Genomic DNA, 26,730 nt, shown 5'->3' on the forward strand with positions numbered 1-26,730 from the left:
CAACTGACCAATCTGCACAGCAAGGTCAGTGACCTCGAAAGCATCACTCTGACCAAGAATGATAAGGGTTATACGTTCAACCGCATTACCGCCAAGCCTACCGTGCGCTCCGCCTACGTTCATGGCGTGATCAACAGCTCGCTGTCGCAGTCTGCCGCGCGCGCCGGCCTTTCCCACAGCCTGACCATGGACATGGCCAGCGTGTTTGGCTATGACGTCGACTTCGCCCAGGATATTCGTAAGGGCGACGAGTTCGATGTGATCTACGAGCAGAAAGTCGTCAACGGCAAGGCTGTCGGCAACGGCCCGATCCTTTCCGCACGTTTCACCAACCGCGGCAAAACCTACACCGCCGTGCGTTACACCAACAAACAAGGCAACAGCAGCTACTACACCGCTGACGGCAATAGCATGCGCAAGGCGTTTATCCGCACGCCGGTAGACTTCGCCCGCATCAGCTCGAAATTCTCCATGGGACGCAAACACCCGATCCTGAACAAAATCCGCGCCCACAAAGGTGTCGATTACGCAGCACCACGCGGTACCCCGATCAAAGCAGCCGGTGACGGCAAAGTATTGCTGGCCGGTCGCCGTGGCGGCTACGGCAATACCGTGATCATCCAGCATGGCAACACCTACCGTACGCTGTACGGCCACATGCAGGGCTTTGCCAAAGGCATCAAGACTGGCGGCAGCGTCAAGCAAGGCCAGGTGATCGGATATATCGGCACAACCGGGCTCTCCACCGGCCCGCACTTGCACTATGAGTTCCAGGTCAATGGCGTGCACGTCGACCCACTGGGCCAGAAAGTTGCGATGGCCGATCCAATCTCCAAAGGGGAACGCGCACGCTTCCTTGCGCAGAGTCAGCCGTTGATGGCCCGCATGGATCAAGAGAAGTCCACTATGCTGGCTTCGAAGCGCTAAATCATGACGCTCTATATAGGTGTGATGTCCGGGACCAGCCTAGATGGCCTGGACATTGCGCTGATCGAGCTGACCCCGGCGATCAACTTGATCGCCACGCACTACACTCCCATGCCTGATTCCCTGCGCACCGAGCTGCTTGGCTTGTGCGCCAGCGGCCCGGACGAGATTGCCCGCTCCGCCATCGCTCAACAGAACTGGGTGAAACTGGCCGCTCAGGGCATTAACACCCTCCTCCAACAACACAACCTGAAACCCGAAGACATTCGATCGATTGGCAGCCACGGCCAGACCATTCGCCATGAACCGGCGCGCGGCTTCACCGTACAGATAGGAAACCCTGCCCTATTGACCGAGCTGACCGGCATCACCGTGGTCAGCGACTTCCGCAGCCGTGACGTGGCCGCCGGCGGACAAGGTGCACCGCTGGTTCCAGCCTTTCACGAAGCGTTGTTTGATGAACGTGCCGGTAATCGTGCGGTGCTGAACGTTGGCGGATTCAGCAACCTCAGCCTGATCGAACCCGGCAAGCCTGTCGCCGGCTTTGACTGCGGCCCAGGCAACGTTCTACTGGATGCGTGGATTCATCAGCAACGCGGCGACAACTTTGATCGCGACGGCCAATGGGCGGCCAGTGGCAAGGTTGAACCGGTTCTGCTGTATGAATTGCTGAGTGATCCGTTCTTCGTGACCAAAGGCCCGAAAAGCACCGGTCGCGAAGTGTTCAACCTGCCATGGCTGACACAACATCTCTCGAAGCTCCCGACCTTCGCCGCTGAAGATGTGCAAGCAACCCTGCTTGAGCTGACCGCACTGACCATCGTCGAATCGCTGCAGCACGCTCAATCGAATACTCAGGAACTGTTGGTCTGCGGTGGCGGCGCCCATAACGCCACACTGATGAAGCGCCTGGCCAGCCTGCTACCCAACGCGACAGTCAGCAGCACCGCCGCCTACGGCGTGGACCCGGACTGGGTTGAAGCCATGGCCTTCGCCTGGCTGGCCCATTGCTGCCTGGAAGGCATCGCCGCCAACCGCCCAAGCGTCACCGGCGCCCGCGGCCTGCGCGTACTCGGCGCCATCTACCCGGCATAAATGCCACACAGCAAAACGCCGCAAAGCCCTGAAGCCATGCGGCGCTTGGTAATGCGGTGAAGCGCGATCAGATCGAGAACGAAGAGCCGCAACCACACGTGGTGCTGGCGTTCGGATTCTTGATCACGAAACGCGAGCCTTCCAGACCTTCCTGATAATCCACCTCGGCGCCCGCCAGATACTGGAAGCTCATTGGATCTACGACCAGACTCACACCTTCGCGCTCGACGATGGTGTCGTCATCGGCCACTTCTTCATCGAAGGTGAAGCCGTACTGAAAACCTGAACAACCGCCGCCCGTAACGAATACGCGCAGCTTCAAGCGATCATTCCCCTCTTCATCGACCAGGCTCTTCACCTTGTGCGCGGCACCGTGGGTGAATTGCAAAGCGGTGGGGGTGAAGGATTCGACGCTCATGCTGACTATCTCCCGGCGTTACGCCGCCATAATGCGTGATGACGCGCATTATCCGCTTCTCCTAGAAAATTGGTCAACTATTGTTACGGTATATCAATAAACCCGATTGCCGGTTCTAAATGCAAAAAGGCCCGTCAGACGGGCCTTTTTGCTGAACGGGGTAAAACCTTACGGCAGCATGCCGGCGTGGGACAGGCCCAAGCGCTCATCCAGCCCGAACAGAATGTTCAGGTTCTGCACCGCCTGACCCGACGCACCTTTGACCAGGTTATCGATCACCGACAAAACCACCACCAGATCACCGTCCTGCGGACGATGCACCGCGATACGGCAAACGTTGGCACCGCGCACGCTGCGGGTTTCCGGATGGCTGCCGGCCGGCATCACGTCGACGAACGGTTCGTTGGCGTAGCGCTTTTCAAACAACGCCTGCAGATCCACCGAGCGATCCACGACAGTCGCATACAGCGTCGAATGAATGCCGCGAATCATTGGCGTCAGGTGCGGAACGAAGGTCAGACCGACGTCCTTGCCCGCTGCGCGACGCAGACCTTGGCGGATTTCCGGCAAGTGACGGTGACCTTTGACGGAATAGGCTTTCATGCTTTCCGACGTCTCGGAGTACAGCGAACCGACCGAAGCACCACGGCCCGCACCGCTGACACCGGATTTGCAGTCAGCGATCAAACGCGTGGTATCGGCCAGCCCGGCTTCGAGCAATGGCAGGAAACCCAATTGCGTAGCCGTTGGATAGCAACCCGGCACGGCGATCAGGCGAGCATCCTTGATCTGCTCGCGATTGACTTCCGGCAGACCGTAGACCGCTTCCTCCAGCAGCTCCGGCGCACCGTGCGGCTGGCCGTACCACTTGGCCCATTCAACCGAGTCTTGCAGGCGGAAGTCCGCCGACAGGTCGATGACCTTGGTCCCGGCCGCCAGCAATTCGCCAGCCAGCGCATGGGCAACACCGTGCGGCGTGGCGAAGAACACCACATCACAGGCGCCCAGCGTCTTGATGTCCGGAACGCTGAACGCCAGGCCGTCGTAGTGGCCTCGCAGGTTCGGGTACATGTCAGCGACGGCCAGACCGGCCTCGGATCGGGAAGTGATCACGACCACTTCAGCTTGCGGATGCTGTGCCAACAGACGCAGCAGTTCGACACCGGTGTAACCCGTGCCGCCGACGATACCGACCTTGACCATATACCTGCCCTCAACGAACCCACTGGAAAGCCGTCGATAATAGGGGCCGCGCGGCCCTGCGACAACCGCTTAGGTGACGTGCGGACAGTCAAGCCTCTACTATTCGGGCTACCGTGAACCTGGGAATAACTAAAAATGCTTTATCTGTGGCTCAAAGCGCTTCATATCATCAGCATGGTCTGCTGGTTTGCCGGCCTGTTTTACCTGCCGCGCCTGTTCGTTTATCACGCCCAAAGCGAGGATACCGTCAGCAAGGAACGCTTCAGCCTCATGGAGCGCAAGCTGTACCGCGGCATCATGGGCCCGGCGATGATCGCCACGCTGATTTTCGGTATCGCGCTGATCTGGCTTAACCCAAGCATCTTCAGCCAGGGCGCCTGGATTCACGCCAAGCTGACGCTGGTGGTGATCCTGATCGGCTACCACCATATGTGCGGCGCGCAGGTGAAACGTTTTGCCCGTGGCGAAAACACCCGCAGCCATGTCTTTTATCGCTGGTTCAATGAAGTGCCGGTTCTGATATTGCTGGCTATCGTAATTCTGGTCGTTGTTCGGCCGTTCTAATAAGCACAACTCACCGGGGTACTTCCAATGTCGCTGCCCGCTTTGCTCGAACAACGTTTGCGTCTGCCCGTGGTGGCAGCGCCGATGTTCCTGATTTCCAATCCGCAATTGGTGCTCGCCTGCTGCCGTAATGGCGTGGTCGGCAGCTTTCCTGCACTGAACCAGCGTGAGAGCAGCGGCTTCAAGGCCTGGCTGGAAGAGATCGAAGCAGGACTGGCGACACTGGAAAATCCTGCGCCTTACGCCGTGAACCTAATCGTCCACAACAGCAACCCGCGGCTACAAGCGGACCTTGCGATCTGCGTCGAGCACAAAGTGCCGATCGTGATCACCAGCCTCGGCGCTGTGAAAGAAGTAGTCGATGCCGTTCACAGCTATGGCGGCCTGGTGTTTCATGACGTGACGACCCGTCGCCATGCCGAAAAAGCCGCCGAGGCCGGTGTGGACGGTTTGATCGCCGTGGCAGCAGGCGCCGGTGGACATGCCGGGACCTGGAGCCCGTTCTCGCTGATTGCCGAGATTCGCCAGTTCTTCGACAAAACCCTGCTGCTGGCAGGCTGCCTTAACCATGGTCACGAAATTCTTGCCGCGCAATTGCTCGGTGCGGATCTGGCCTACTTCGGTACGCGATTTATCGGCACCACCGAAAGTCATGCCCCTGACGCCTACAAAGAGATGTTGCTGACGTCCAGAGCCGCGGACATCGTTCATACGCCAGCGGTGTCAGGCGTACCGGCAAGTTTCATGCGCCAAAGCCTGGAGGCCGCCGGTTTCGACATGGCGGCACTGCAAGGCAAGGGCAAAGTCGACTTCGGCTCCAAACTCAAGCCGATCAGCGATGAAGCCAAAGCCTGGAAAACCGTGTGGTCTGCAGGCCAGGGTGTCGGGGAAATCGATGATTTGCCAAGCGTCGATCAACTGGTCGCTCGACTGGACGCGGAATATCGCAAGGCACTGGAACTGGCGGCACAGCTGCCTAAACGCTGGCCGCGCTGAGATGAAAGTTTGGCCAGCCCGCCCCGGCTGGCCTTACACTCCACGCCTGTAACATTTCCTCATTCAAAAACTCGCGACAAGGATGCCTCGCAATGAGCGACAACCGTTTCAAGATCGTGTTCGACGGCGCTCTGCTGCCAGGCGTTGACGTCACCACCGCCAAACAGAAGCTGGCCGAGCTATACAAAAGTGAAGTCGCTGCCGTCGAACGATTGTTTACGGGCAAGTCGGTTACGCTCAAGAAAGGCTTGTCGCAGATCGACGCGCAAACCTACCTTCAGGAGCTGACGAAAACCGGTATCGATGCTCGCGTCGAAAGCGAATCGTCCATTGAACTGAACTTGGCCGAAGCCCACGAACACCGGCCTGTCGCCAGCCAACCGGTATTTGCCGACCCTGCCTCCCCTTACGCACCGCCCCGAGCCACCGTCGGCGAAAGCCTGCCCGCGTACGCTCCACTCAAGCCATTCAGCGTTGAAGGCCGCATCGGTCGTTTGCGCTATCTCGCCTGGACGATGGTCCTGACGCTGGTCACGCTGGCCGTCGGTTCGGTATTGGCCATTTTCGCCTTCGCCATCATCAGCGCCGATTCGACCGCAGGCCTGATTCTCGGTGGCCTGGTTGCGTTCTTACTGTTCATTGCCATGGCGGTCGTGAGCATTCAGATCAGCGTTCAGCGCCTGCATGACATCGGCTGGTCCGGCTGGCTCTGGCTGCTGAACCTGGTCCCGTTCGTGGGCAGCTTCTTCCCGTTCGTGATCATGATCGCCCCGGGCACCAACATCGCCAATCAATACGGCGCGCCGCCTCCACCTAACACCACCGCGGTCAAAGTGCTGTCTTCGCTGTGGGTCGTGTTGATTGCCATCGTCTTTATTGGCGCACTGGCCGGAGGCTTGACGGCTATTCAGGAAGAATATGAAACCGCGGCCGAAACCAGCTACGACAGCAGCTCGGTGATTACCGAAGAAATTGAAGTCGAGCCGGCGCAAGAGGCGGAGCAAGCAGCGGATTCCGCAGAGGAAGAAGCCGAATAAGCCCCGGCCCCTGTAGACTCTGCGAAAGAATGAACAGCGCTCCCCGCCCGTGACACCCGCGTCGCCGGCGCGGAGCTGTTGCGATGGAGAACTGCATGACCCGTTACGCTCTGATCACCGGCGCTTCCAGCGGCATCGGCCTGGCGATGGCCGAAGCGCTGGCCCGCCGTGGCCGCAGCCTGATACTGGTGGCCCGACAGCGTGATCAGCTGGAAAGTATTGCAATCGAATTGACCCAACGGTTTGGCGTGGAAGTGCTGTTCCGCGCCTGTGACCTCGGTGAACCGCTACGGCTGTCCGGGTTTCTGCTGGAACTGGAAGAAGGTGACCGGCAAATCGATTTGCTGGTCAACTGCGCGGGCATCGGCACCTGCGGGCCATTTCTGGCCCAGGACTGGATGACCGAGCAGGACCTGATCGAAGTGAACATCCTGGCCCTCACCCGCTTGTGCCATGCCATCGGTAACAGCATGGCCTTGCAGGGTGGCGGGCAGATTCTGAACGTCGCTTCAATGGCGGCATTCCATCCCGGCCCGTGGATGAGCACCTATTACGCCAGCAAAGCCTATGTGCTGCACTTTTCCGAAGGGCTGCGCGTCGAGCTGAAGAAGTGCGCAGTCAAGGTCTCGGTGCTTTGCCCCGGCCCGACACGTACCGGCTTCTTCCGCACTGCGCAGTTGAACACCGGCAAACTGGCCGACAGCAACCTGCTGATGAGTCCAGAAGAGGTTGCGCTGTATACCGTGCGAGCCCTGGAGAAAAATCGGGCAATCATTATTCCGGGTCGGGGGAACCGCTGGCGTGCCTTCCTGCCGCGGCTCGGCTCTCGCTGGCTGAACCGGACAATCGCGGGCATGGTCAACAAGGCCTACTGTCCGCGCTGACCAGGCCTCAAGGTAAAAGGCTGGGCTCGGGGATAACCCATGAGTACACTCAGGCCAGCCCCAACAACGGAGAAAACAGCTGTGGATACTCTGTTCACCAAGATCATCAACCGGGAAATCCCGGCAAAAATCATTTACGAGGACGACCAGGTACTGGCCTTCCACGACATCGCCCCACAGGCACCGGTGCATTTTCTGGTCATCCCGAAAAAAGCGGTGCGCACCCTCAACGACCTCACCGAGGACGACAAGGCATTGGCCGGACATATCCTGTTCACCGCCCAACGCCTGGCCCTGGAACTCGGCTGCGAGGAAGGTTTCCGTGTGGTCATGAACTGCAATGAACTGGGTGGACAGACGGTCTATCACATTCATATGCATGTGCTGGGTCAGCGCCAGATGCACTGGCCGCCGGGCTGATTGTGACTGAGGAGTTTGTGGCGAGGGAGCGCCTTCACCTCATACCCCTTTCCTGGAAATGACCCAGCGCAAACCTTCCCCGGCCGATTGGGTTAAACTGGCCGCCGAGATTCTTCCCGGAGGTCAGCATGACTACCCAGCGTCACTACTCGCCGATTGACCGCCTTCTGCTGCAAGCCGATGCCGCGATGCGTACCTTGCTGCCCTTCAGTGGCCAGCCGTACCGTCCGTCGCCCGCCATCGTGCAGCCGGATGCGCAAATGAGTGACGAAGACACCCGCCACGTTGCCGGGTTGATGCGCATCAACCATACCGGCGAAGTCTGCGCCCAGGCGCTGTATCAGGGTCAGGCCCTGACTGCGAAGCTGCCGCATGTACGCGCCGCCATGGAACATGCTGCCGAAGAAGAAATCGATCACCTGGTTTGGTGCGAGCAACGCATCAAACAGCTGGGCAGCCACACCAGCATTCTCAACCCGCTGTTCTACGGCATGTCGTTCGGAATTGGCGCGGTGGCTGGATTGATCAGCGACAAGGTCAGCCTGGGTTTCGTTGCCGCGACCGAGCATCAGGTGTGCAAACACTTGAATGAGCACCTTGAGCAATTGCCGGAAGAAGATGAAAAGTCCCGGGCGATTCTTGAGCAGATGCGGATTGATGAAGAACATCATGCCGAGAGTGCGCTGGATGCCGGAGGTTTTCGTTTTCCGGCGCCGGTGAAATTCGGGATGAGTTTGTTGGCAAAAGTGATGACCAAGAGTACTTATCGGATCTGATAGATGCATTGCCTGACAAGGTCTCTTCGCGAGCAGGCTCGCTCCTACAGGGGATTTTGCGACAGACAAGAAAAAGGCGACTGCCGTGAGGGAGTCGCCTTTTTTTGTGCTCGAAAATCTTAGTTAGGCATGTTGCGCGCGTAGAAGATTTCCAGCATTTCGTGTTTCACACGGTCGGTTACCTGAGCTCGCTGCTCGGAGGACAGGCTGTTGGTGGCGTCGCCAAACAAGTAGTTGTCCAGTTCGAAGTTCTTCAACAGCATCTTGGTGTGGAACAGGTTTTCCTGGTACACGTTCACGTCGGTCATCTGGTACGCGTCGCGGGTGTCGTCGGAGAGGTAGTTCTGAATCGAGTTGATCTCGTGATCGATGAAGTGCTTGTTGCCTTCCACGTCACGGGTGAAACCGCGCACGCGATAATCCACGGTCACGATGTCCGAATCGAACTGGTGAATCAGGAAGTTGAGCGCCTTGAGCGGTGAAATGACGCCACAGGTCGACACGTCAATGTCCACACGGAAGGTCGCAATGCCATCGTCCGGATGGATTTCCGGGTAGGTGTGCACCGTGATGTGGCTCTTGTCGAGGTGAGCCAGGATAATCTCGGGCAACGGGCCCGGCGACTCTTCGATCTGGCTGTCGGTCGGGGTTACCGGCTCTTCAGAGATCAGAATCGTGACGCTGGCGCCCTGGGGTTCATAGTCCTGACTGGCAATGTTCAGGATGTTGGCACCAATGATATCGACAACTTCTGTGAGGATCTGCGTCAGGCGTTTCGCGTTGTACTCTTTATTGATGTACTCGACGTAAGCCTGTTGGTCTTGCGGGGTTTCCGCGTAGCAGATGTCATAGATGTTGAAGCTCAAGGTCTTTGTCAGGTTATTGAACCCGTGGAGCTTGAGTTTGCTTTTCACCGTTAAAAACTCTCTATGTATTGCGGCCCGGGCCGCGTGATCAAGCATGCCCGTCAGATGCGAACAACGCAGCTGCGTAGGACGGTTAACACCTCTTCGCGATGGCGATTTTGGTTGTCTGTTCGGGTTTGCAGCCGTCGATGACGGACCACTACCCTGAAAAAAGTGGCGCATTATGCAGACGTCAGCTTGGGATCGCCAGAGTCTGCACTGCTTTTATGATAGTTGAATGTCGATTCAACCGAGTTCGATGATCTCGTAGTCGTGGGTAATCGCCACGCCAGCCGCGCCGAGCATGATCGACGCCGAGCAATACTTCTCCGCTGACAGTTCGATAGCGCGTTTGACCTGGGCTTCTTTCAGCCCGCGGCCTTTGACCACGAAGTGCATGTGGATCTTGGTGAAGACTTTCGGATCTTCGGTCGCACGCTCGGCTTCGAGGAAGGCTTCACAGCTTTCGACGGCCTGACGGGACTTTTTGAGGATGCTGACCACGTCGAAATTGCTGCAACCGCCAACACCCAGCAGGAGCATTTCCATCGGCCGGACACCCAGGTTACGACCGCCTGCATCGGGCGGACCGTCCATGACCACGACGTGACCGCTGCCGGATTCACCGAGGAACATGGCTTCGCCAGCCCATTGGATGCGTGCCTTCATCGCCAGACTCCACTGCTTAAAAAAGGGTCGCCAGCTTAGCACAGGGCCCCTGATCTACAGCGCCCTGCATTCGTAGGGCATAACCATCCGAACCGTAGGTAATTTCTCGAATATTGCGAGAAGTGTCTGTTAAGCTGGCGCCAATTCGCTGGCGCATAGCCAGCTTTGCTGGCATCCGTCGTCATCGACTCATAAAAAATCAAACACACCGTGAAGTCTTTTCGGGATACAACCATGGTTGCTATTGCCCCAACCCCCAAAATCAAGAACCTCGACAAGCTGTTGATGCATTGCCAGCGCCGTCGTTATGCGGCCAAGAGCAACATCATTTGCGCCGGTGATCGCTCGGAAACGCTGTTCTTCATCATCAAGGGTTCCGTCACGATCCTGATCGAGGATGACGACGGCCGCGAAATGATCATCGCCTACCTGAACTCCGGGGACTTTTTCGGCGAGTTGGGCCTGTTTGAACAAGCGGGGCTCGAGCAGGAACGCAGCGCCTGGGTACGCGCGAAGATCGAGTGTGAAGTGGCGGAAATCAGCTACGCAAAATTCCGCGAACTATCCCAGCAGGATCCAGACATTCTTTACGTGCTCAGCGGACAAATCGCACAACGTCTGCGTAATACCACGCGCAAGGTCGGCGATTTGGCCTTCTTTGACGTCACCGGCCGCGTCGCCCGTTGCCTGCTGGAACTGTGCAAACAGCCGGACGCCATGACCCACCCGGACGGCATGCAGATCAAAGTCACCCGTCAGGAAATCGGGCGGATTGTCGGTTGTTCACGGGAGATGGTCGGTCGCGTGCTCAAGGATCTGGAAGAACGCAACCTGGTGGACGTCAAAGGCAAGACCATGGTGGTCTTCGGTACGCGCTAAGCTTGAAAACTCAAGCGGCGAGCATGTCCGCCAGCAGCTGGCGATAAAGCGCATCAAGCCGCCCGAGCGCATCGGGCGCGGCAAACTTCTCATGCAGGGCAATGTGGCTTTCGGCGCGCACCCGCTGCTCAAGACCGCACGCTTCGTTGAAGCGATTGACCGCAGCGACCATCGATTCACGCTCGTTATCCAGCAACAACGCACCGTGCACCAATCCAACTGGACGCGCTCCACCCTTACTCTGGCGCCAGCGCTGAGCGGTACCGACCATCTTACGGCCGTCGAGGTTGACGTTGAAACGGCCATCGCAGAACGCACCGTCGACTTCGCCCAAGGAAGATACGCCGCCCAGCTCATCGAGTAACTGACAGATCGGGTCGCAGAGACGGCGATAAGCGATTTCGATGCGGTTCTGGTCACCTTCGCTGCGAGGGGGTGCGTAGACCAGCGCGATATTGATAGTGGAAGCCGATTGCGGCACAGGCTCTCCACCGGTTTCACGCAGCAGCACTGGCCAACCGGCGGCGGCTGATACTTCACAGGCGGCTTCGAAACCTGGCAGGCGGTTCAGACGTCGGGGCATGACCAATGCGCGGTCGCTGGGTTGCCAGAACAATAAGCCGAAGTCTGAATCGCCGGTGCAGACATGGGCCAGCAGGTCTTGCTCGGCTTGCAGGCCGGCTTCGACGGTCAGATGGGTCGGCTGAGTCATGGGCTACTCCACTAGGCGTAAAGTCTTTGGGAAATTTGAGGGCCTCTTCGCGAGCAAGCCCGCTCCCACATTAGAATTGTGTACACAGATCCAATGTGGGAGCGGGCTTGCTCGCGAAGGGCGCGCAGCGGTTTGCCTGACTGCACTCAGTCGAGCGTAGAACCGCTGACCGGACCGCCGCGCTCAGGAAAGAACAGGCGCTGCAACTCGGTGCCCGGGCTTTCGGCGCGCATAAACGCCTCGCCCACCAGAAACGCGTACACGTCACTGATTTCCATCAGCTCCACATCGGCCCGGTTGAGAATGCCGCTTTCCGTAATCACCAGGCGATCACGCGGGATGCGTGGCAACAGGTCGAGCGTGGTTTCGAGGCTGACGTCGAAGGTGTGCAGGTTGCGGTTGTTCACGCCAACCAGCGGTGTGTCGAGGGTTTTCAAGGCCCGCTCCAGCTCGTCGCCATCGTGGACTTCCACCAGCACGTCGAGGCCGACGCTTTTGGCCACGGCCGCCAGTTCGGCCATCTTCAGGTCATCCAAGGCGGAGACGATCAACAGCACGCAGTCAGCGCCCAACGCGCGGGCTTCGACGATCTGGTACGGATCGATCATGAAATCCTTGCGGATCACCGGCAGGTTGCAGGCCGCCCGCGCCTGCTGCAGATATGCATCGGCGCCCTGGAAGTAATCGATATCGGTCAGCACCGACAAGCACGTCGCGCCGCCCTTCTCGTAGCTTTTGGCGATGTCGGCAGGAACGAAGTGCTCGCGGATCACGCCTTTGCTCGGCGAGGCTTTCTTGATTTCGGCAATGACGGCCGGCTGTTTCAGCTTGGCCTGAGCAATCAGTGCCTTGGCAAAACCACGGGGTGCATCGGCCGCCTTGGCCAGGCTTTCCAGCTCCGCCAGACTCACACGGGCGCTACGCTCGGCAACTTCCTGGACTTTGCGGGCCAGAATGTTTTCCAGAACCGTCGGTACACTCATCCCTCATTCTCCACTTTGAATACCGCGGTAAATGCACCCAACTCCTCAAGTTTTTCCCGAGCGAGGCCTGTGTGCAGCGCATCGTGCGCCAGGGCAACGCCTTCTTTCAAACTGGTTGCCAGGTCGGCGGCGTACAGCGCCGCACCGGCATTGAGCACGATCATCTCGGCGGCTTTCTGACCGCTTTCGGTCTTGCGCTTGCCCAGAGCATCGCGAATCAACTCAAGGGACGCCGCCGGGCTTTCCACCGCCAGGCCGTGCAGACTCTGGCTCTTCATGCCCAGGTCTTCCGGCTCGACCCAATATTCAGTGATCTGGTCATTCTTCAGTTCTGCCACGTAGGTTGGCGCCGCCAGACTGAACTCGTCCAAGCCATCCTTCGAATGCACCACCAACACGTGCTTGCTGCCCAGGCGCTGCAAGACTTCGGCCAACGGTCGGCACAACGCCTGACTGAACACGCCCACCACCTGATGTTTCACGCCGGCCGGATTCGTAAGCGGGCCGAGCATGTTGAACAGGGTACGCAGGCCAAGATCCTTGCGCGGGCCGGCTGCGTGCTTCATGGCACTGTGGTGGGTCTGGGCAAACATGAAACCGATGCCGACGTTATCGATGCAACGTGCAACCTGGACTGGCGTCAGGTTCAAATAGATACCCGCTGCCTCCAGCAAGTCAGCGCTGCCGCTTTTGCCCGACACCGCACGGTTACCGTGCTTGGCCACGGTGCATCCGGCCGCTGCCACCACGAAAGAGGAAGCGGTCGATACGTTAAAGATGTTCGCACCGTCACCACCGGTGCCGACCACGTCGACGACGCCGTCAAGGGTCTTGAGTTCGACCTTGTCCGCCAGCTCGCGCATGACCGACACCGCGCCGACGATCTCGTCGATGCTTTCACTCTTCATGCGCATGGCCATCATGAACGCGCCGATCTGCGCATCCGTGCATTGCCCGGTCATGATCTCGCGCATGACATCGCGCATCTCATCGGTGCTGAGGTCGAGGTGATCGACGATACGGCTCAGGGCTGTCTTGATATTCATGAAAAGTCCTTAGCGCGTGCCGCCGGTTTGTTTGAGGAAGTTAGCGAACAGCTCGTGGCCCTGCTCGGTGAGAATAGACTCGGGGTGGAACTGCACACCCTCGATGTTCAATGTCTTGTGGCGCAGGCCCATGATTTCGTCGACCGAGCCGTCTTCGAGCTGGGTCCAGGCGGTCAGCTCCAGGCAATCGGGCAGGGTTTCGCGCTTGACGATCAGCGAGTGATAACGCGTCACCGTCAGCGGACGATTCAGGCCTTCGAATACGCCCTTGTCCTCGTGGAATACCGGGCTAGTCTTACCGTGCATGACCTGCCGGGCGCGGACCACATCACCGCCAAAGGCCTGACCGATGGATTGGTGACCGAGGCAGACACCAAGAATGGGCAGTTTGCCGGCGAAATGCTTGATCACATCGATCGAGACTCCGGCTTCGGTCGGGGTGCAAGGGCCGGGGGACACGACGATACGCTCAGGGTTGAGCGCTTCGATTTCGGCAACGGTGAGCTCATCGTTGCGCACGACTTTGACCTGGGAGCCGAGCTCACCGAGGTACTGCACAACGTTGTAGGTAAAAGAGTCGTAGTTATCGATCATCAGCAACATGGCGGTTGGAACCTCTTGAATTCACTGACTTTAAATACAGCCTTCGAATGATTACCCGCAACGTCCTGCGCTTTGTCAGTCGCCGGGTGCGCCGGCAAAGCGGTATGTCATACGGGTGAAGAAGGCAAATCGGTACAGGTCCGGCGGAGCCGGCAAAAGAATTCAGGCGCGCCAACGCCAGCGGGCGTGTGCCTTGATGACTTGATCCAGAAGTTTGCTGATGATCAACACGGGGAAGGTCTCATTCATACGTCTCGGCACAGTAACTTAGCTGGGCAGAGCGTGCAATATAGCCGGCGTGACTGGCCGCGAAACAATTGAACGGTTCGCGACCGATGGCAAAAGGCCGGAAGTTTTTGGTACTGTCGTTTCGTTCACTACAACAATAAATAAACGGACTTGCTCATGATCAAACAGACGTTGTTTGTACCGCTCGCAGGATGCTTGCTCGCCATGGCCTGCGCCCAGGCGATCGCCGCGCCTAATCCTTACTCCAACTTCGTCGTCTTCGGTGACAGTCTCAACGATGCCGGGACCTTTGCCGACACGGGCGGGCCTGCCGGTTCGACCCAGCGCTTTACCAACCGGACGGGGCCGGTTTACCTGGATGGCAGCGGCGAAGTCCGCTCGCTCAATTCCACACAGATTCTTGGCGGAAAACTAGGCTTCTCGGCGGATCAGACCGCCTCATCTTCCTCGGCGGTACGCGCCAACAATGGCCAGCCCGATGGCAACAACTGGGCCGTCGGCGGTTATCGCACCGACCAGATTCTCGATTCGATCACCAGCACCTCCGCCACGGGCGATCGCACCCGAGCAGGCTATCTGCCGTCGAACAATTTCCGCGCCGACCCGAACGCGCTGTATTACCTGTCGGGCGGTGGTAACGACTTCCTGCAAGGTCGCGTGACCAGCCTGCCTCAGGCCAGCGCCGCCGCCGATCGCCTGGTCAGCAGCGTGCAAACCCTTCAACAGGCCGGTGCCCGCTACATCATGGTCTGGTTGCTGCCAGACATCGGCTTCACCCCGGCCTTCAACGGCACACCACTGCAAGCGTTCACCTCCCAACTCAGCACCCAGTTCAACACTGAACTGGTGAGCCAGCTGCAGAACGTCAATGCCAACGTCATTCCGCTGAACATCCCGGTTCTGCTTAAGGAGACGTTTGCCAACCCAGGGCAGTTCGGCCTGGCCACCGATCAGAACCTAAGCGCCACCTGCTTCAGCGGCAGCAGCTGTACGGAAAACGCCCGTTACGGCATCAACAGTGCGACGCCGGACCCAACCAAACTTATCTACAACGACTCGGTGCACCCGACCGAAGCCGGGCAACGCCTGATTGCCGATTACGCCTACTCGCTGCTGGCCGCGCCATGGGAAGCCACCCTGTTGCCACAAATGGCCCAAGGGACTTTGCGTTCTCATCAGGATGAGTTGCGCAACCAGTGGCTGGCTGATTGGGAAAACTGGCAAGGCGTGGGTCAATGGCGGGCGATTGTCGCCGGCGGCGGCCAACACCAGGATTTCGATAGCCAGCGCAGTGGCGCCAGTGCTGACGGCAACGGCGCCAACCTGAATATCGGCGGCAGCTACCGGCTCAATGACGCATGGCGTGTAGGTTTGGCGGCGGGCTTCTACAATCAGAAGCTCGAAGCAGGCGATCACGACTCGGAATACAAGCTCAACACCTACATGGGTACGGCATTCGCCCAGTACCAGCAAAACCGTTGGTGGGGTGACGCGGCAGTGACCGCCGGGCATCTGGACTACGACAGCCTCAAACGCAAATTCCAGTTGGGGGTCAACGAACGCGCAGAGAAAGGCGACACCGACGGTTACCTGGTCGCTATCAGTGGCCGCCTGGGGTATGACATCGCGCCAGAGGCCAGCAGCCCGTGGCACCTGTCGCCGTTCGTGAGTGCTGATTTCGCCAAAGTCGAAGTCGACGGTTACTCGGAAGACGGTGCCGATTCCACCGCATTGACCTTCGATGATCAGTCGCGCATCTCCCGGCGTCTTGGTCTCGGCATCCAGGGCAAGTACCAGATCACTTCGCAGACCCAGGTGTTCGGCGAACTGGCTCATGAGCGTGAGTACAACGACGATACCCAGGATGTGACGATGAACCTCAACAGCCTGCCGAACAATCGCTACTCCCTGGCCGGCTACACCCCGCAATCTCACCTGAACCGCTTGAATCTGGGGGTAAGCCACAACCTCACCAAGGATCTGGCATTGCGGGCCAGCTACGACATTCGCAAGGATGACGACTTTACCCAGCAAGGCATTAACGTAGGCGTTGCGCTGGACTTCTAAACATCAGGCAAAAAAAACGCGGCGCCCTCACAGGCGCCGCGTTTTTTTATGCTGAATGCACATTGTGGCGAGGGGGCTTGCCCCCGTTCGGCTGCGAAGCAGTCGCAAATCCATGTGACTTGGTGGACCTGAAGAACCAAGGGCCGCTTCGCGCCCCAACGGGGGCAAGCCCCCTCGCCACAAAGGCTTGTGTGAACTCAGGTATCCGGGGTTTGTTCGGCCAGGGCCACGGCGCGGAACATCGCACGGCGCTTGTTCAGGGTTTCTTCCCATTCCAGCGCCGGCACCGAGTCGGCGACGATGCCGCCACCGGCCTGCACGTGCAGTTCACCGTTCTTGATCACTGCGGTGCGGATCGCAATCGCGGTGTCCATGTTGCCGTTCCAGGCAAAGTAGCCCACTGCCCCGCCGTAGACGCCACGCTTGACCGGCTCCAGTTCGTCGATGATTTCCATCGCGCGAATCTTCGGTGCGCCCGACAACGTACCCGCTGGCAGAATCGCCCGCAGTGCGTCCATCGCCGTCAGTCCAGCCTTCAATTGGCCGGTAACGTTGGACACGATGTGCATCACGTTGGAATAACGCTCGATGACCATTTTCTCGGTGAGTTTCACCGAACCGATCTCCGACACCCGACCGGTGTCGTTACGGCCCAGGTCAATCAGCATCAAGTGCTCAGCGATTTCCTTGTCGTCCGACAGCAGGTCTTTTTCCAGCGCCAGGTCCGCCTCTTCGTTGGCCCCGCGTGGGCGAGTGCCGGCAATCGGGCGCACGGTGATCAGGTTGTCTTCGACCCGCACCAGCACTTCCGGCGAACTGCCGACGACGTGGAAGTCGCCGAAGTTGAAGAAGTACATGTAAGGCGTCGGATTGAAGCAACGCAGCGCCCGGTACAGATCGATCGGCGCCGCCTTGAAGTCGATCGACATGCGCTGGGACGGCACGACCTGCATGCAGTCACCGGCCAGGATGTATTCCTTGATAGTGTCGACGGCTTTTTCGTAATCATCCTGGGTGAAGCTCGAGCGGAATACCGGATCAGCCGACTGTTGCTTGCTGAAATCCAGGCCACGGCGCGGGGTGATCGGCTGGCGGAGTTTTTCCAGCAGCTCTTCCAGACGGGCCTGACCTTGCTCGAAGGCATCTTCCTTTGAGGGGTCAGCCAGCACAATCGCGTGCATCTTGCCGGCGAGGTTGTCGAACACCACCACGGCGTCGGAGACCATCAGCAGAATGTCCGGCACGCCCAGCGGATCAGGGTTCGGGCACTTGCCCAGACGCTTCTCCACATAGCGCACGCAGTCGTAACCGAAATACCCCACCAGACCGCCATTGAAGCGCGGCAGGCCAGGGATGGTCGGCACGTTGTAGCGGGCTTTAAAGGTTTCGACAAAGGCCAGAGGATCTTCGACCTCGTGGCTTTCGATCTCGACGCCGTCGTGGGTCACGCTCACCTGATGATCATGAACCCGCAGCACGGTGCGGCACGGCAGGCCGATGATCGAATAACGGCCCCACTTCTCCCCGCCTTGCACCGATTCCAGCAGGTAGGAGTTCGGCTCGTCGGCCAGTTTCAGGTAGATCGACAGCGGGGTATCGAAGTCGGCCAGGGTTTCGCAGGCCAACGGGATACGGTTATAGCCGGCAGCGGCCAAACGCAGGAATTCTTCGCGGATCATGGGGTAGCCTCGTGGCTTGAGGTGCTAACAGTCAGGTATGCAAACGCGCCGGAAAGCCGGCCAGAATCGAGTCAGGCGCGCCAACGCCAGCGGGCCAGGGCCTTGATGACTTTCATCCAGAGTTTGCGAGTGACCACCACGATGGCGTTTCCAGAAGGGGGTTGAGCTACGTCGGGCAACGTTATCTCAGCGGCTGAATCCAGGCAACCGGGAATTAGCTTGCGCAGATCGTCGATCACCAGCGTCGGCGACTCTTCCGAAATAGGCCGGCCATGGTTGTAGCCATAGCTGAGGGCCACGCACTTGACCCCCGCCGCTTTCGCCGCCAGCACGTCGCTGCGCGAATCGCCGACAAACAGCGATTGCGAGGCCGGAATATTGGCCATTTTCATCACGAAAAACAGCGCGGCCGGATCAGGCTTTTTCTGCGGCAGGGTGTCGCCGCCGATAATCCACTTGAAGTAACGGCCGATTTTCATCTGATCCAGCAGCGGCGCGACGAAGCGCTCCGGCTTGTTGGTGATCAGTGCCATCTCGACACCCTGCTTGTGCAGCCATTTGAGGGTGTCACGCACGCCTGGATAGACCACGGTCAAGTCATGGCTCTCGCTATAAGCCTCCATGAAAATCGCCAGTGCGCCCTCGGCTTCACCGTCGTCGACCGTCGAATGGTCGATGCCACCGGCCAGCGCACGGCGAACCAGCACCGGCGCGCCGTTGCCGACCCACTCGCGCACCGACTCGAGGCCGGCGGGTTGACGCCCGAGTTTGAGCAGCATGTTATCCACAGCCAGGGCGAGGTCGGGGACCGAATCGATCAGCGTGCCATCCAGATCGAACATCACCAGCCGCGGCAGACGCCCCGGGAACAGCTGCTCAAAGCCACTCATGGACGAGCCAACGCCAGTTCGGAACGCATCTTTTCAATCACCTCATGGTAGTTCGGTGCATTGAAGATCGCGGAACCGGCGACGAAGGTGTCGGCGCCAGCCGCTGCGATTTCACGAATGTTGTTCACGTTGACGCCGCCGTCGATTTCCAGGCGGATGTCACGGCCGGAGGCATCGATCAGCGCGCGCGCTTCACGCAGCTTGTCGAGGGTGCCGGGGATGAACTTCTGCCCACCGAAACCCGGGTTGACGCTCATCAGCAAGATCATGTCGACCTTGTCCATCACGTACTTGAGCACGTCCAGCGGCGTTGCCGGGTTGAACACCAGGCCCGACTTGCAGCCGCCTTCGCGGATCAGTTGCAGGGAACGATCGACGTGCTGCGAGGCTTCCGGGTGGAAGGTGATGTAGGTCGCACCAGCCTCGATGAAGTCACCAACGATGCGGTCCACCGGGCTGACCATCAGGTGAGCGTCAATCGGCGCGGTCACGCCGTACTTGCGCAGCGCGGCGCAGACCATCGGGCCGATGGTCAAGTTCGGTACGTAGTGGTTGTCCATGACATCGAAGTGCACGAAGTCGGCGCCGGCGGCCAGGACGTTGTCCACTTCTTCACCCAGGCGGGCAAAGTCGGCGGAGAGAATCGACGGAGCAATGACGAAGGGCTGCATGACGCACCTTTTTTGAGCAGAATCACGATGGCGCGCATTGTATACCTCATGCTTTGACGCGCGCACTGTGACCGCGATGATTGGGCCTGCCTTCGATCAATAAGTCGCCGCAGGCTCTAGAACGCCGCTCGGTAGATCTTCTCGATATCGATGGCGCTCAACTTACGTGGATTGTTGCGCATCAGGCGCTCGATCCCCGCGGCTTCCACGGCCATGGCCGGGATCGCGTCCTCCGGAACACCGAAGCTGCGCAGGCCCGGCGGGATTTCTACCGCGGCGCACAATTCGGTCATTGCCTCCACGGCTTTGTCCGCCGTTTCGTTGGCGCTCAAGTGAGCGGTCTTCACTCCCATGGCCTCGGCAATATCCTGCATACGCTCGACGCAGGCCATCTTGTTCCAGGTCATGACATACGGCAGGAGCAAGGCGTTGCTGACGCCGTGGGCAATGTTGAAACGCCCGCCCAACGGATACGCCAGCGCATGCACCGCGCCGACTCCGGCATTACCGAAGGCCATGCCGGCCATCAGGCTGGCGGTGGCCATGTCTTCGCGGGCTTGCAGGTTGGACGGGTTGGCGTAAGCCTTGGGCAGCGCTTTGGCGATCAGCTTGATGGCGCCAATGGCCAGGGCATCCGTGATCGGCGAGGCGTTGACCGACAAGTAGGATTCGATGGCATGCACCAGCGCATCAACGCCACTCGCGGCAGTGACACTGCGCGGACAGGTCAGGGTCATTTGCGGACTGACCAACGCCACGTCCGGCAATAGATAGTCGCTGACAATGCCCTTCTTCAGTTGCGCGACCTTGTCGGAGAGGATGGCGACGTTGGTCACCTCCGAGCCGGTGCCGGCCGTCGTCGGGATGGCAATCAGCGGTGGGCCTTTGCGTGGCACCTGATCGACGCCGAACAAATCCTCCAGCGCACCGTGGTAACCGGCGTAGGCCGCGACGCTTTTGGCGATGTCGATGGCGCTGCCGCCGCCGAGTCCGATCAGACCGTCATGCCCGCCCTCGCGGTATACCCGCATGCAGTCCTCGACGATGGCGATTTCCGGGTCTGGCAGCACACGGTCGAAAATCTCGTAGGATCGATCGCCCAACTGCGCCAGCGCCAGCTCGACCGTGCCGGACTTGACCAGGGCAGCGTCGGTGACGATCAGCGGGTTGTCGACATCCAGGCGGGTGAGTTCGGCGGCCAGTTGCTCGATGGCACCTGCGCCGGTGATCAGTTTGTGAGCGATTTTGAAAGAGGAAAGACTCATCGTGCGCAGCCTCTTATAAATAGGGGAGCTGGGCACAATAGTAGCTGGGGATTGGGGTTTGTCTGCTATTCAGCCTGTGAATGACACAACATCCCGGAAACACCTCAAATCCCTGTGGGAGCGAGCCTGCTCGCGATAGCGGAGTATCAGTCGACATCAATATTGAATGTCAGTCCGTCATCGCGAGCAGGCTCGCTCCCACAGGGGATGGTGTGTGGGTTTAGACCTGGGCGGTGCGCAGTTTTTCGCTGCGGCCGCGCAGCCACTCGAGGGTCAGCAACAGGATCACCGAGAAGGCGATCAGCAGCGTTGCTGCAGCAGCAATCGTCGGGCTGAGGTTTTCGCGGATACCGCTGAACATCTGCCGAGGCAAGGTCGCTTGTTCCGGGCCGGCGAGGAACAGCGTCACCACTACTTCATCGAACGACGTCGCGAAGGCAAACAGCGCACCGGAGATCACACCCGGCGCAATCAGCGGCAACGTCACCCGGCGGAACGCCGTCAGCGGCGAAGCTCCCAGGCTGGCAGCGGCGCGCACCAGGTTATGGTTGAACCCCTGCAAGGTCGCCGACACGGTAATGATCACAAACGGCACACCCAGCACCGCATGCACCACGATCAGCGAGAAGAAGCTGTTGCCCAGGCCCAGCGGCGCAAAGAACAGGTAGCTCGCCACACCGATGATCACCACCGGCACCACCATCGGCGAAATCACCAGCGCCATCACCAGCGCCTTGCCCGGGAAATCGCCCCGCGTCAGGCCGATCGCCGCCAGCGTCCCGAAGATCATTGCCAGTACCGTCGCCGCCGGGGCAACGATGATGCTGTTCTTCAATGCCCGCATCCATTCCGCCGAGGTGAAGAAGTCCTGATACCAGTGCAGCGAGAAGCCTTGCAGCGGATACACCAGGAAACTGCCCGAGTTGAACGACAGCGGAATGATCACCAGCACTGGCAGAATCAGGAACAACAGAATCAGGCCGCAGAGAATCCGCAAGCTGTAGAACCACACCCGCTCCACGGGCGACATATAAGGACTCAGCATTTCATTCTCCCCTTAGCTCAGGCGCAGACGACTGGCGCCCACCAGCCAGTTGTAAATCAGATAAAGCACCACGGTCGCCAACAGCAGCAACCCACCGAGTGCGGTTGCCATGCCCCAGTTGATGCTGGTGTTGGTGTAGAAGGCGACGAAGTAGCTGACCATCTGATCGTTCGGGCTGCCCAGCAACGCCGGGGTGATGTAGTAGCCGATCGCGAGGATGAACACCAACAGGCAACCGGCGCCGACACCGGCATAGGTCTGCGGGAAGTACACCCGCCAGAAACTGGCGAACGGGTGGCAGCCAAGGGAAATCGCGGCGCGCATGTAGGTCGGCGAGATGCCTTTCATCACGCTGTAGATCGGCAGGATCATGAACGGCAGCAGGATGTGCACCATCGAGATGTAAACCCCGGTGCGGTTGAACACCAGCTCCAGCGGCTTATCGATAATGCCCATCGCCATCAGGCCGCTGTTGATCAGCCCGCCCGATTGCAGCAACACGATCCACGCGGCAACCCGCACCAGGATCGAGGTCCAGAACGGCAGCAACACCAGAATCATCAGCAGGTTGCTTTGGCGTGACGGCAGGTTCGCCAGCAGGTAGGCCAACGGATAAGCCAGCACCAGGCAGATCACGGTGATGATCAGGCCCATCCAGAACGTGCGGGCGAAGATGTCGAGGTAGATCGCCTGGTCGGGGGTGGCCGGGGCGATTTCGCCGAGGTCGTCGATGCGATGATCGACGGACGCCAGCAGGTAGTACGGCGTAATACTGCTGGTGTTGCGACGCACCGCTTGCCAATAGGCCGGGTCACCCCAACGCTCGTCGAGGCCTTCCAGCGCTTCTTTATAAGAGGCCGGTTCGGTGGCGAACGGCAAGGCGCGGGCGGTTTTGGTCAGCAGGCTGCGGTAGCCGGCCAACTCCATGTTCAAGCGTTTGGACAGATCGCCCAGGGTCTGATTTTTGCGCGCTTCAGCGAGGTCTTCGCTGGCCGCCTTGTAAACCGGTTCAGCGGGCAGGCCGCGGCCGTCCCAACTGGCGATGGCCTCCACGGTGCGCGGCATGCCGCCGACCACTTCCGGGTTACCAACGCTTTTGTAGAGCAGCGCCACGATCGGCACCAGGAACACCAGCAACAGAAACAGCACCAACGGCGCGATCAAGGCTTGTGCCTTCCAGCGGTTGATCCGCTCGGCGTGCTTGAGCCGCTGCTTCAAGGTGGGGTCAGTGCCCGCGTTCAGGGGAATGGCGGTGGCCATGGCGTACTCCGGAAATCTTTGATCATTGCAGAGGCATACAAACAACCTGTGGGAGCTGGCTTGCCTGCGATGGCGCCATCAGATTCAACATCTCTGTTCTCTGACACACCCTCATCGCGGGCAAGCCCGCTCCCACAAGGATTGCGGTGTTCAAACCCTTAACTGACCGGCATTGGGCAAAGCCTATGCCACAGGGTCGTGCTTACTTCGCAGCCCAGGAATTGAAGCGCTGTTCCAGTTGCTCGCCGTTGTCAGCCCAGAAGCTGACGTCGATTTGCACTTGGTTGGCGATGTTTTCCGGGGTGGTCGGCATGTCTTTCAGGACATCCTTGGACAACAACGGTACGGCTTGAATGTTGGCCGGGCCGTAAGCGATGTTTTCCGAGTAAGTCTTCTGCTGCTGCGGAGCCACCGAGAATGCGATGAATTTCTTCGCCGCTTCGGCGCGCTTGGCGTCCAGACCTTTCGGAATCGCCCATGCGTCGAAGTCGTAGATACCGCCGTTCCACACGACTTTCAGGTTGCTTTCTTTCTGCACGGCGGCGATCCGGCCGTTGTAGGCCGAGCTCATGACCACGTCACCGGACGCGAGGTATTGCGGCGGTTGTGCACCGGCTTCCCACCACTGAATGCTTGGCTTGAGCTCATCGAGTTTCTTGAATGCGCGATCCTGGCCATCTTTGCCGGCCAGCACTTTATAGACGTCTTTCGGCGCAACGCCGTCGGCCATCAGTGCGAATTCCAGGGTGTACTTGGCGCCTTTGCGCAGGCCGCGCTTGCCCGGGAATTTCTTGGTATCCCAGAAATCTACCCAGCTGGTCGGTGCGGAGGCCAGTTTGTCGGCGTTGTAGGCCAACACGGTCGACCACACGAAGAAACCTACGCCACAAGGCTGGATAGCACCCTTGACGTAATCTTCGGATTTGCCGAACAGCGCAGGGTCAAGTTGCTCGAACATGTCTTCGTCGCAACCGCGAGACAGTTCTGGCGATTCAACTTCCACCAGGTCCCAGGACACGCTCTTGGTGTCGACCATGGCTTTGACCTTGGCCATCTCACCGTTGTATTCGCCTGCCACGATCTTGCCGTTGCCAGCCGCTTCCCACGGTGCATAGAACGCTTTGGCCTGCGCGGCCTTGTTCGCCCCGCCAAAGGACACCACGGTCAAATCCGGGCCCGCCGCCATCGCGTGTGCCGCACCGATCATGCCCATGACCAAAGCGGTGAATTTCAGGGATCTCAACATTTATTGTTCTCTCCACGTGCAGGGTTGGTGTTGGTGTAGCCGGGGCGATCAATGCGCCTCTAGAAGTGGGTCGAGCGCGCGAACGTGTTCGACCTGCCAGCCAAGCGGTACCACATCGCCGACGGCGAGCGCGGGATCGAGCTCGGCAATCGGTTGTTTCACGAAGAAGTCGGTCTTGCCGCAGACTTCCAGGCGAACCCGGACGTGGTCGCCCAGATAGATGAATTCCGCCACCCGCCCTGAGAAGCGGTTGACGCAGGATTCGCTGGAGCCGTTGAGGCTTACGCGTTCCGGACGAATCGACAGCGTGACCGGTTCGCCGGTTTTGCCGACGTTGACCGCCAGGGCTTCAACCTTTTCACCGCGACCGAGTTCGACGATGCAACGATCGCCGGTCTGGCTGTGCAAGCGGCCGTTGAGGCGGTTGTTCTCGCCGATGAAATTGGCGACGAAGGTGTTTTTCGGCTCTTCATAGAGGGTGCGCGGCGCAGCGATCTGCTGGATCTCGCCCTGATGGAACACCGCCACACGGTCGGACATGGTCAGGGCTTCACCCTGGTCGTGAGTCACGTAGACCACGGTCACGCCGAGGCGCTGGTGCAGGTGTTTGATTTCCATCTGCATGTGTTCGCGCAGTTGTTTGTCCAATGCGCCGAGGGGTTCGTCCATCAGCACCAGTTGCGGTTCGAACACCAAGGCGCGGGCCAGGGCCACACGCTGTTGCTGGCCGCCGGACAGTTGCGCCGGATAGCGCTGGGCGAAGGCGTCGAGCTGAACCATGCTCAGGACTTTTTTGACCTTGTCACTGACGTCGCTCTTGTTCAAACCGCGCACGGTCAGCGGAAACGCCAGGTTCTCGGCGACGGTCATGTGCGGGAACAACGCGTAATTCTGGAACACCATGCCGATGTCGCGCTTGTGCGGCGGCACGTTGTTGATGGAGCGCCCGGCCAGTAGGATTTCGCCGGCAGTCGGCGTTTCGAAACCGGCGAGCATCATCAGGCTGGTGGTCTTGCCGGAGCCGGACGGCCCGAGCAAGGTGAGGAACTCGCCTTTGCGAATTTCCAGGTTGAGGTCTTTGACGATCAGGTTCTCGCCGTCGTAGCTTTTTTGCACTCCACGAAAGCTGACCAGAATGTCACTGGCCCCTGCGTTTGAATCGACCTGGCTCATACCCACACCTTTTTTGTTGATGACTGCTGTGGACTAAGCCTAGTGGACGGTGGGGAGCGCGCAAATCGGGGCGCAGGAGAGAATCGCCTCAGCGGGATGGAAGGTTGGGGGTAGGGATTGCCCTACACGGATGGCGGGGATGGGTAGGTGCGGCGGCGGCTTGAAGCTGCAAGCCGCGGGAATGGGCAAAAGCGGGTTAGTAAGCATGTCGCAAATGGACATCCCACCGCGGACCTGTGGGAGCGAGCTTGCTCGCGATTGCGGAGTGTCAGTCGACATATGCTATGAATGTTCCACCGTCATCGCGGGCAAGCCCGCTCCCACATGGGGCTGCGGGGGGGCTTAGAGGAGTTTGTGTTCCATCGCGTACTTCACCAGTTCCGCCAGGGAGGTGATGTTGAGCTTTTGCATCAGCCGCGCCTTGTGAGTGCTGATGGTTTTGCTGCTGAGGGCCAGTTGCTGCGCGATGTCGTTGACGTTGGCGCCCTGGGCCAGGCGTTCGAACACCGAGAACTCACGCTCCGATAGCAACGAATGCAACGGCCGCGAATCGGTCAGGCCGACTTCGAAGACCATGCGGTCGGCCAGGTCCGGGTCGATGTAACGACCGCCCGCCGCGACTTTGCGAATCGCCGTCAGCAGCAGTGCCGGATCGCTGTCCTTGGTCGCGTAACCCGCAGCGCCGACTTTCAGCGCCCTGGCGGCCATTTGCGCTTCGTCGTGCATCGACAGCACCAGAATGGCCGGCGGATTGTTCAGCGCACGAATCCGCGGAATCGCTTCCAGACCATTGACGCCCGGCATGGAGATGTCCAGCAATACCACTTCGCAGGGAACATGCCGCAGGGTCTCGAGCAACTGCTCGCCATTGCTCGCCTCCCCTACCACCAGTAAGTCCTTGGCCAAGCCAATCAACTGCTTGATGCCTTCACGGACGATGGTGTGGTCTTCGGCTACCAGTACACGGATCACAGTCTTCTCCATTTTTCTTGTTTCAGAGCCAAGATCATTCGCGGGCAAGCCACGCTCCCACAGGGTTTTGCGTTGTTCACACTATCCCTGTCGGAG

27 protein-coding genes (1 of these 27 cut by a window edge) are annotated in these 26,730 nt (G+C 59.4%); 10 read left to right on the top strand and 17 right to left on the bottom strand.

Annotation, left to right across the window (positions count from 1 at the left end; genetic code table 11):
* Window positions 1–927, top strand: the 3' portion of a protein-coding gene (locus DJ564_RS29515; protein WP_109635268.1) for a peptidoglycan DD-metalloendopeptidase family protein. The gene continues 495 nt to the left of window position 1, outside the view; only the last 927 of its 1,422 coding nucleotides appear in the window; its start codon lies beyond the left edge, outside the window; the stop codon is at window positions 925–927.
* A gap of 3 nt (window positions 928–930) precedes the next feature.
* Window positions 931–2,022, top strand: coding sequence for an anhydro-N-acetylmuramic acid kinase (locus tag DJ564_RS29520; RefSeq protein WP_109635270.1), 1,092 nt, complete (start codon window positions 931–933; stop codon window positions 2,020–2,022).
* Window positions 2,023–2,089: 67 nt separating this feature from the next.
* On the opposite strand, the gene erpA is transcribed toward DJ564_RS29520, so the two are convergent.
* Both erpA and argC read right to left on the bottom strand, forming a co-directional pair.
* A complete protein-coding gene (gene erpA / locus DJ564_RS29525) occupies window positions 2,090–2,440 on the bottom strand; it encodes an iron-sulfur cluster insertion protein ErpA (protein WP_007947969.1) in 351 nt (116 codons plus the stop codon).
* Between the two features lie 168 nt (window positions 2,441–2,608).
* Window positions 2,609–3,643 (bottom strand): N-acetyl-gamma-glutamyl-phosphate reductase, encoded by a 1,035-nt coding sequence (gene argC, locus DJ564_RS29530; protein ID WP_109635271.1) that lies wholly within the window; start codon window positions 3,641–3,643, stop codon window positions 2,609–2,611.
* Between the two features lie 135 nt (window positions 3,644–3,778).
* Here argC and hemJ point away from each other — a divergent pair, with 135 nt between their 5' ends.
* The 6 genes from hemJ to coq7 all read left to right on the top strand — a co-directional run bounded on the left by hemJ (window position 3,779) and on the right by coq7 (window position 8,320).
* Window positions 3,779–4,207: a protoporphyrinogen oxidase HemJ gene (hemJ, locus tag DJ564_RS29535; RefSeq protein WP_109635272.1), complete on the top strand. Its 429-nt coding sequence runs from the start codon at window positions 3,779–3,781 to the stop codon at window positions 4,205–4,207.
* 27 nt (window positions 4,208–4,234) lie between these two features.
* Window positions 4,235–5,203, top strand: a complete 969-nt coding sequence (locus DJ564_RS29540; protein ID WP_109635274.1) for a nitronate monooxygenase family protein — start codon at window positions 4,235–4,237, stop codon at window positions 5,201–5,203.
* Between the two features lie 92 nt (window positions 5,204–5,295).
* The gene (locus DJ564_RS29545) at window positions 5,296–6,240 is read left to right on the top strand and encodes a DUF805 domain-containing protein (protein ID WP_109635276.1); all 945 of its coding nucleotides are present in this window, start codon (window positions 5,296–5,298) and stop codon (window positions 6,238–6,240) included.
* Window positions 6,241–6,335: 95 nt separating this feature from the next.
* The gene (locus tag DJ564_RS29550; RefSeq protein WP_109635278.1) at window positions 6,336–7,124 is read left to right on the top strand and encodes an SDR family oxidoreductase; all 789 of its coding nucleotides are present in this window, start codon (window positions 6,336–6,338) and stop codon (window positions 7,122–7,124) included.
* An 81-nt stretch (window positions 7,125–7,205) separates the two neighbouring features.
* The gene (locus DJ564_RS29555; protein WP_094470373.1) at window positions 7,206–7,544 is read left to right on the top strand and encodes a histidine triad nucleotide-binding protein; all 339 of its coding nucleotides are present in this window, start codon (window positions 7,206–7,208) and stop codon (window positions 7,542–7,544) included.
* A gap of 128 nt (window positions 7,545–7,672) precedes the next feature.
* Window positions 7,673–8,320: a 2-polyprenyl-3-methyl-6-methoxy-1,4-benzoquinone monooxygenase gene (gene coq7 / locus DJ564_RS29560; RefSeq protein ID WP_109635280.1), complete on the top strand. Its 648-nt coding sequence runs from the start codon at window positions 7,673–7,675 to the stop codon at window positions 8,318–8,320.
* Between the two features lie 119 nt (window positions 8,321–8,439).
* Here coq7 and speD read toward each other — a convergent pair whose 3' ends face one another.
* Both speD and DJ564_RS29570 read right to left on the bottom strand, forming a co-directional pair.
* Window positions 8,440–9,234 carry an adenosylmethionine decarboxylase gene (gene speD / locus DJ564_RS29565; protein WP_109635282.1) on the bottom strand — a complete coding sequence of 265 codons (795 nt, stop codon included), beginning with the start codon at window positions 9,232–9,234 and terminating at the stop codon, window positions 8,440–8,442.
* A gap of 237 nt (window positions 9,235–9,471) precedes the next feature.
* Window positions 9,472–9,894 carry an OsmC family protein gene (locus DJ564_RS29570; RefSeq protein ID WP_007941657.1) on the bottom strand — a complete coding sequence of 141 codons (423 nt, stop codon included), beginning with the start codon at window positions 9,892–9,894 and terminating at the stop codon, window positions 9,472–9,474.
* 234 nt (window positions 9,895–10,128) lie between these two features.
* Between DJ564_RS29570 and crp the strand changes: the two genes are divergently transcribed.
* Window positions 10,129–10,773 carry a cAMP-activated global transcriptional regulator CRP gene (crp, locus tag DJ564_RS29575; RefSeq protein ID WP_008027103.1) on the top strand — a complete coding sequence of 215 codons (645 nt, stop codon included), beginning with the start codon at window positions 10,129–10,131 and terminating at the stop codon, window positions 10,771–10,773.
* Window positions 10,774–10,783: 10 nt separating this feature from the next.
* Here the strand turns inward: crp and DJ564_RS29580 are convergent, their stop codons facing one another.
* The 4 genes from DJ564_RS29580 to DJ564_RS29595 all read right to left on the bottom strand — a co-directional run bounded on the left by DJ564_RS29580 (window position 10,784) and on the right by DJ564_RS29595 (window position 14,117).
* On the bottom strand, window positions 10,784–11,485 hold the full coding sequence (locus DJ564_RS29580) for a lipoate--protein ligase family protein (RefSeq protein ID WP_109635283.1): 702 nt from the start codon (window positions 11,483–11,485) through the stop codon (window positions 10,784–10,786).
* 146 nt (window positions 11,486–11,631) lie between these two features.
* A complete protein-coding gene (gene trpC, locus DJ564_RS29585) occupies window positions 11,632–12,468 on the bottom strand; it encodes an indole-3-glycerol phosphate synthase TrpC (protein WP_109635285.1) in 837 nt (278 codons plus the stop codon).
* The gene (gene trpD / locus DJ564_RS29590) at window positions 12,465–13,514 is read right to left on the bottom strand and encodes an anthranilate phosphoribosyltransferase (protein WP_109635287.1); all 1,050 of its coding nucleotides are present in this window, start codon (window positions 13,512–13,514) and stop codon (window positions 12,465–12,467) included. The genes trpC and trpD overlap by 4 nt, the downstream gene beginning before the upstream one ends.
* 9 nt (window positions 13,515–13,523) lie before the next feature.
* A complete protein-coding gene (locus DJ564_RS29595) occupies window positions 13,524–14,117 on the bottom strand; it encodes an aminodeoxychorismate/anthranilate synthase component II (RefSeq protein WP_109635289.1) in 594 nt (197 codons plus the stop codon).
* Between the two features lie 405 nt (window positions 14,118–14,522).
* On the opposite strand from DJ564_RS29595, the gene estP reads away from it, so the two are divergent.
* Window positions 14,523–16,433, top strand: coding sequence for an esterase EstP (gene estP / locus DJ564_RS29600; RefSeq protein ID WP_109635291.1), 1,911 nt, complete (start codon window positions 14,523–14,525; stop codon window positions 16,431–16,433).
* A gap of 197 nt (window positions 16,434–16,630) precedes the next feature.
* Here the strand turns inward: estP and trpE are convergent, their stop codons facing one another.
* From trpE to DJ564_RS29650, 9 genes are all read right to left on the bottom strand, one after another.
* On the bottom strand, window positions 16,631–18,112 hold the full coding sequence (gene trpE / locus DJ564_RS29605) for an anthranilate synthase component I (RefSeq protein WP_109635292.1): 1,482 nt from the start codon (window positions 18,110–18,112) through the stop codon (window positions 16,631–16,633).
* A 71-nt stretch (window positions 18,113–18,183) separates the two neighbouring features.
* Window positions 18,184–19,002: a phosphoglycolate phosphatase gene (locus DJ564_RS29610; RefSeq protein ID WP_109635294.1), complete on the bottom strand. Its 819-nt coding sequence runs from the start codon at window positions 19,000–19,002 to the stop codon at window positions 18,184–18,186.
* Window positions 18,999–19,673, bottom strand: a complete 675-nt coding sequence (gene rpe / locus DJ564_RS29615) for a ribulose-phosphate 3-epimerase (RefSeq protein WP_109635296.1) — start codon at window positions 19,671–19,673, stop codon at window positions 18,999–19,001. Before rpe ends, DJ564_RS29610 begins: the two co-directional genes overlap by 4 nt.
* 116 nt (window positions 19,674–19,789) lie before the next feature.
* Complete coding sequence (locus DJ564_RS29620; RefSeq protein WP_109635298.1) at window positions 19,790–20,938, bottom strand: iron-containing alcohol dehydrogenase; 1,149 nt, start codon at window positions 20,936–20,938, stop codon at window positions 19,790–19,792.
* A 220-nt stretch (window positions 20,939–21,158) separates the two neighbouring features.
* Window positions 21,159–21,983, bottom strand: a complete 825-nt coding sequence (locus tag DJ564_RS29625; protein ID WP_109635299.1) for an ABC transporter permease — start codon at window positions 21,981–21,983, stop codon at window positions 21,159–21,161.
* 12 nt (window positions 21,984–21,995) lie between these two features.
* Window positions 21,996–23,243: an ABC transporter permease gene (locus DJ564_RS29630; RefSeq protein ID WP_109635301.1), complete on the bottom strand. Its 1,248-nt coding sequence runs from the start codon at window positions 23,241–23,243 to the stop codon at window positions 21,996–21,998.
* Between the two features lie 202 nt (window positions 23,244–23,445).
* Window positions 23,446–24,489: an ABC transporter substrate-binding protein gene (locus DJ564_RS29635; protein ID WP_109635303.1), complete on the bottom strand. Its 1,044-nt coding sequence runs from the start codon at window positions 24,487–24,489 to the stop codon at window positions 23,446–23,448.
* 48 nt (window positions 24,490–24,537) lie between these two features.
* A complete protein-coding gene (locus DJ564_RS29640; RefSeq protein ID WP_109635305.1) occupies window positions 24,538–25,662 on the bottom strand; it encodes an ABC transporter ATP-binding protein in 1,125 nt (374 codons plus the stop codon).
* Window positions 25,663–26,004: 342 nt separating this feature from the next.
* The gene (locus tag DJ564_RS29650) at window positions 26,005–26,646 is read right to left on the bottom strand and encodes a response regulator transcription factor (protein WP_154501908.1); all 642 of its coding nucleotides are present in this window, start codon (window positions 26,644–26,646) and stop codon (window positions 26,005–26,007) included.
* Between the last annotated feature and the right edge of the window lie 84 nt (window positions 26,647–26,730).

This window comes from Pseudomonas sp. 31-12, assembly GCF_003151075.1.
Taxonomy (GTDB): Bacteria; Pseudomonadota; Gammaproteobacteria; order Pseudomonadales; family Pseudomonadaceae; genus Aquipseudomonas.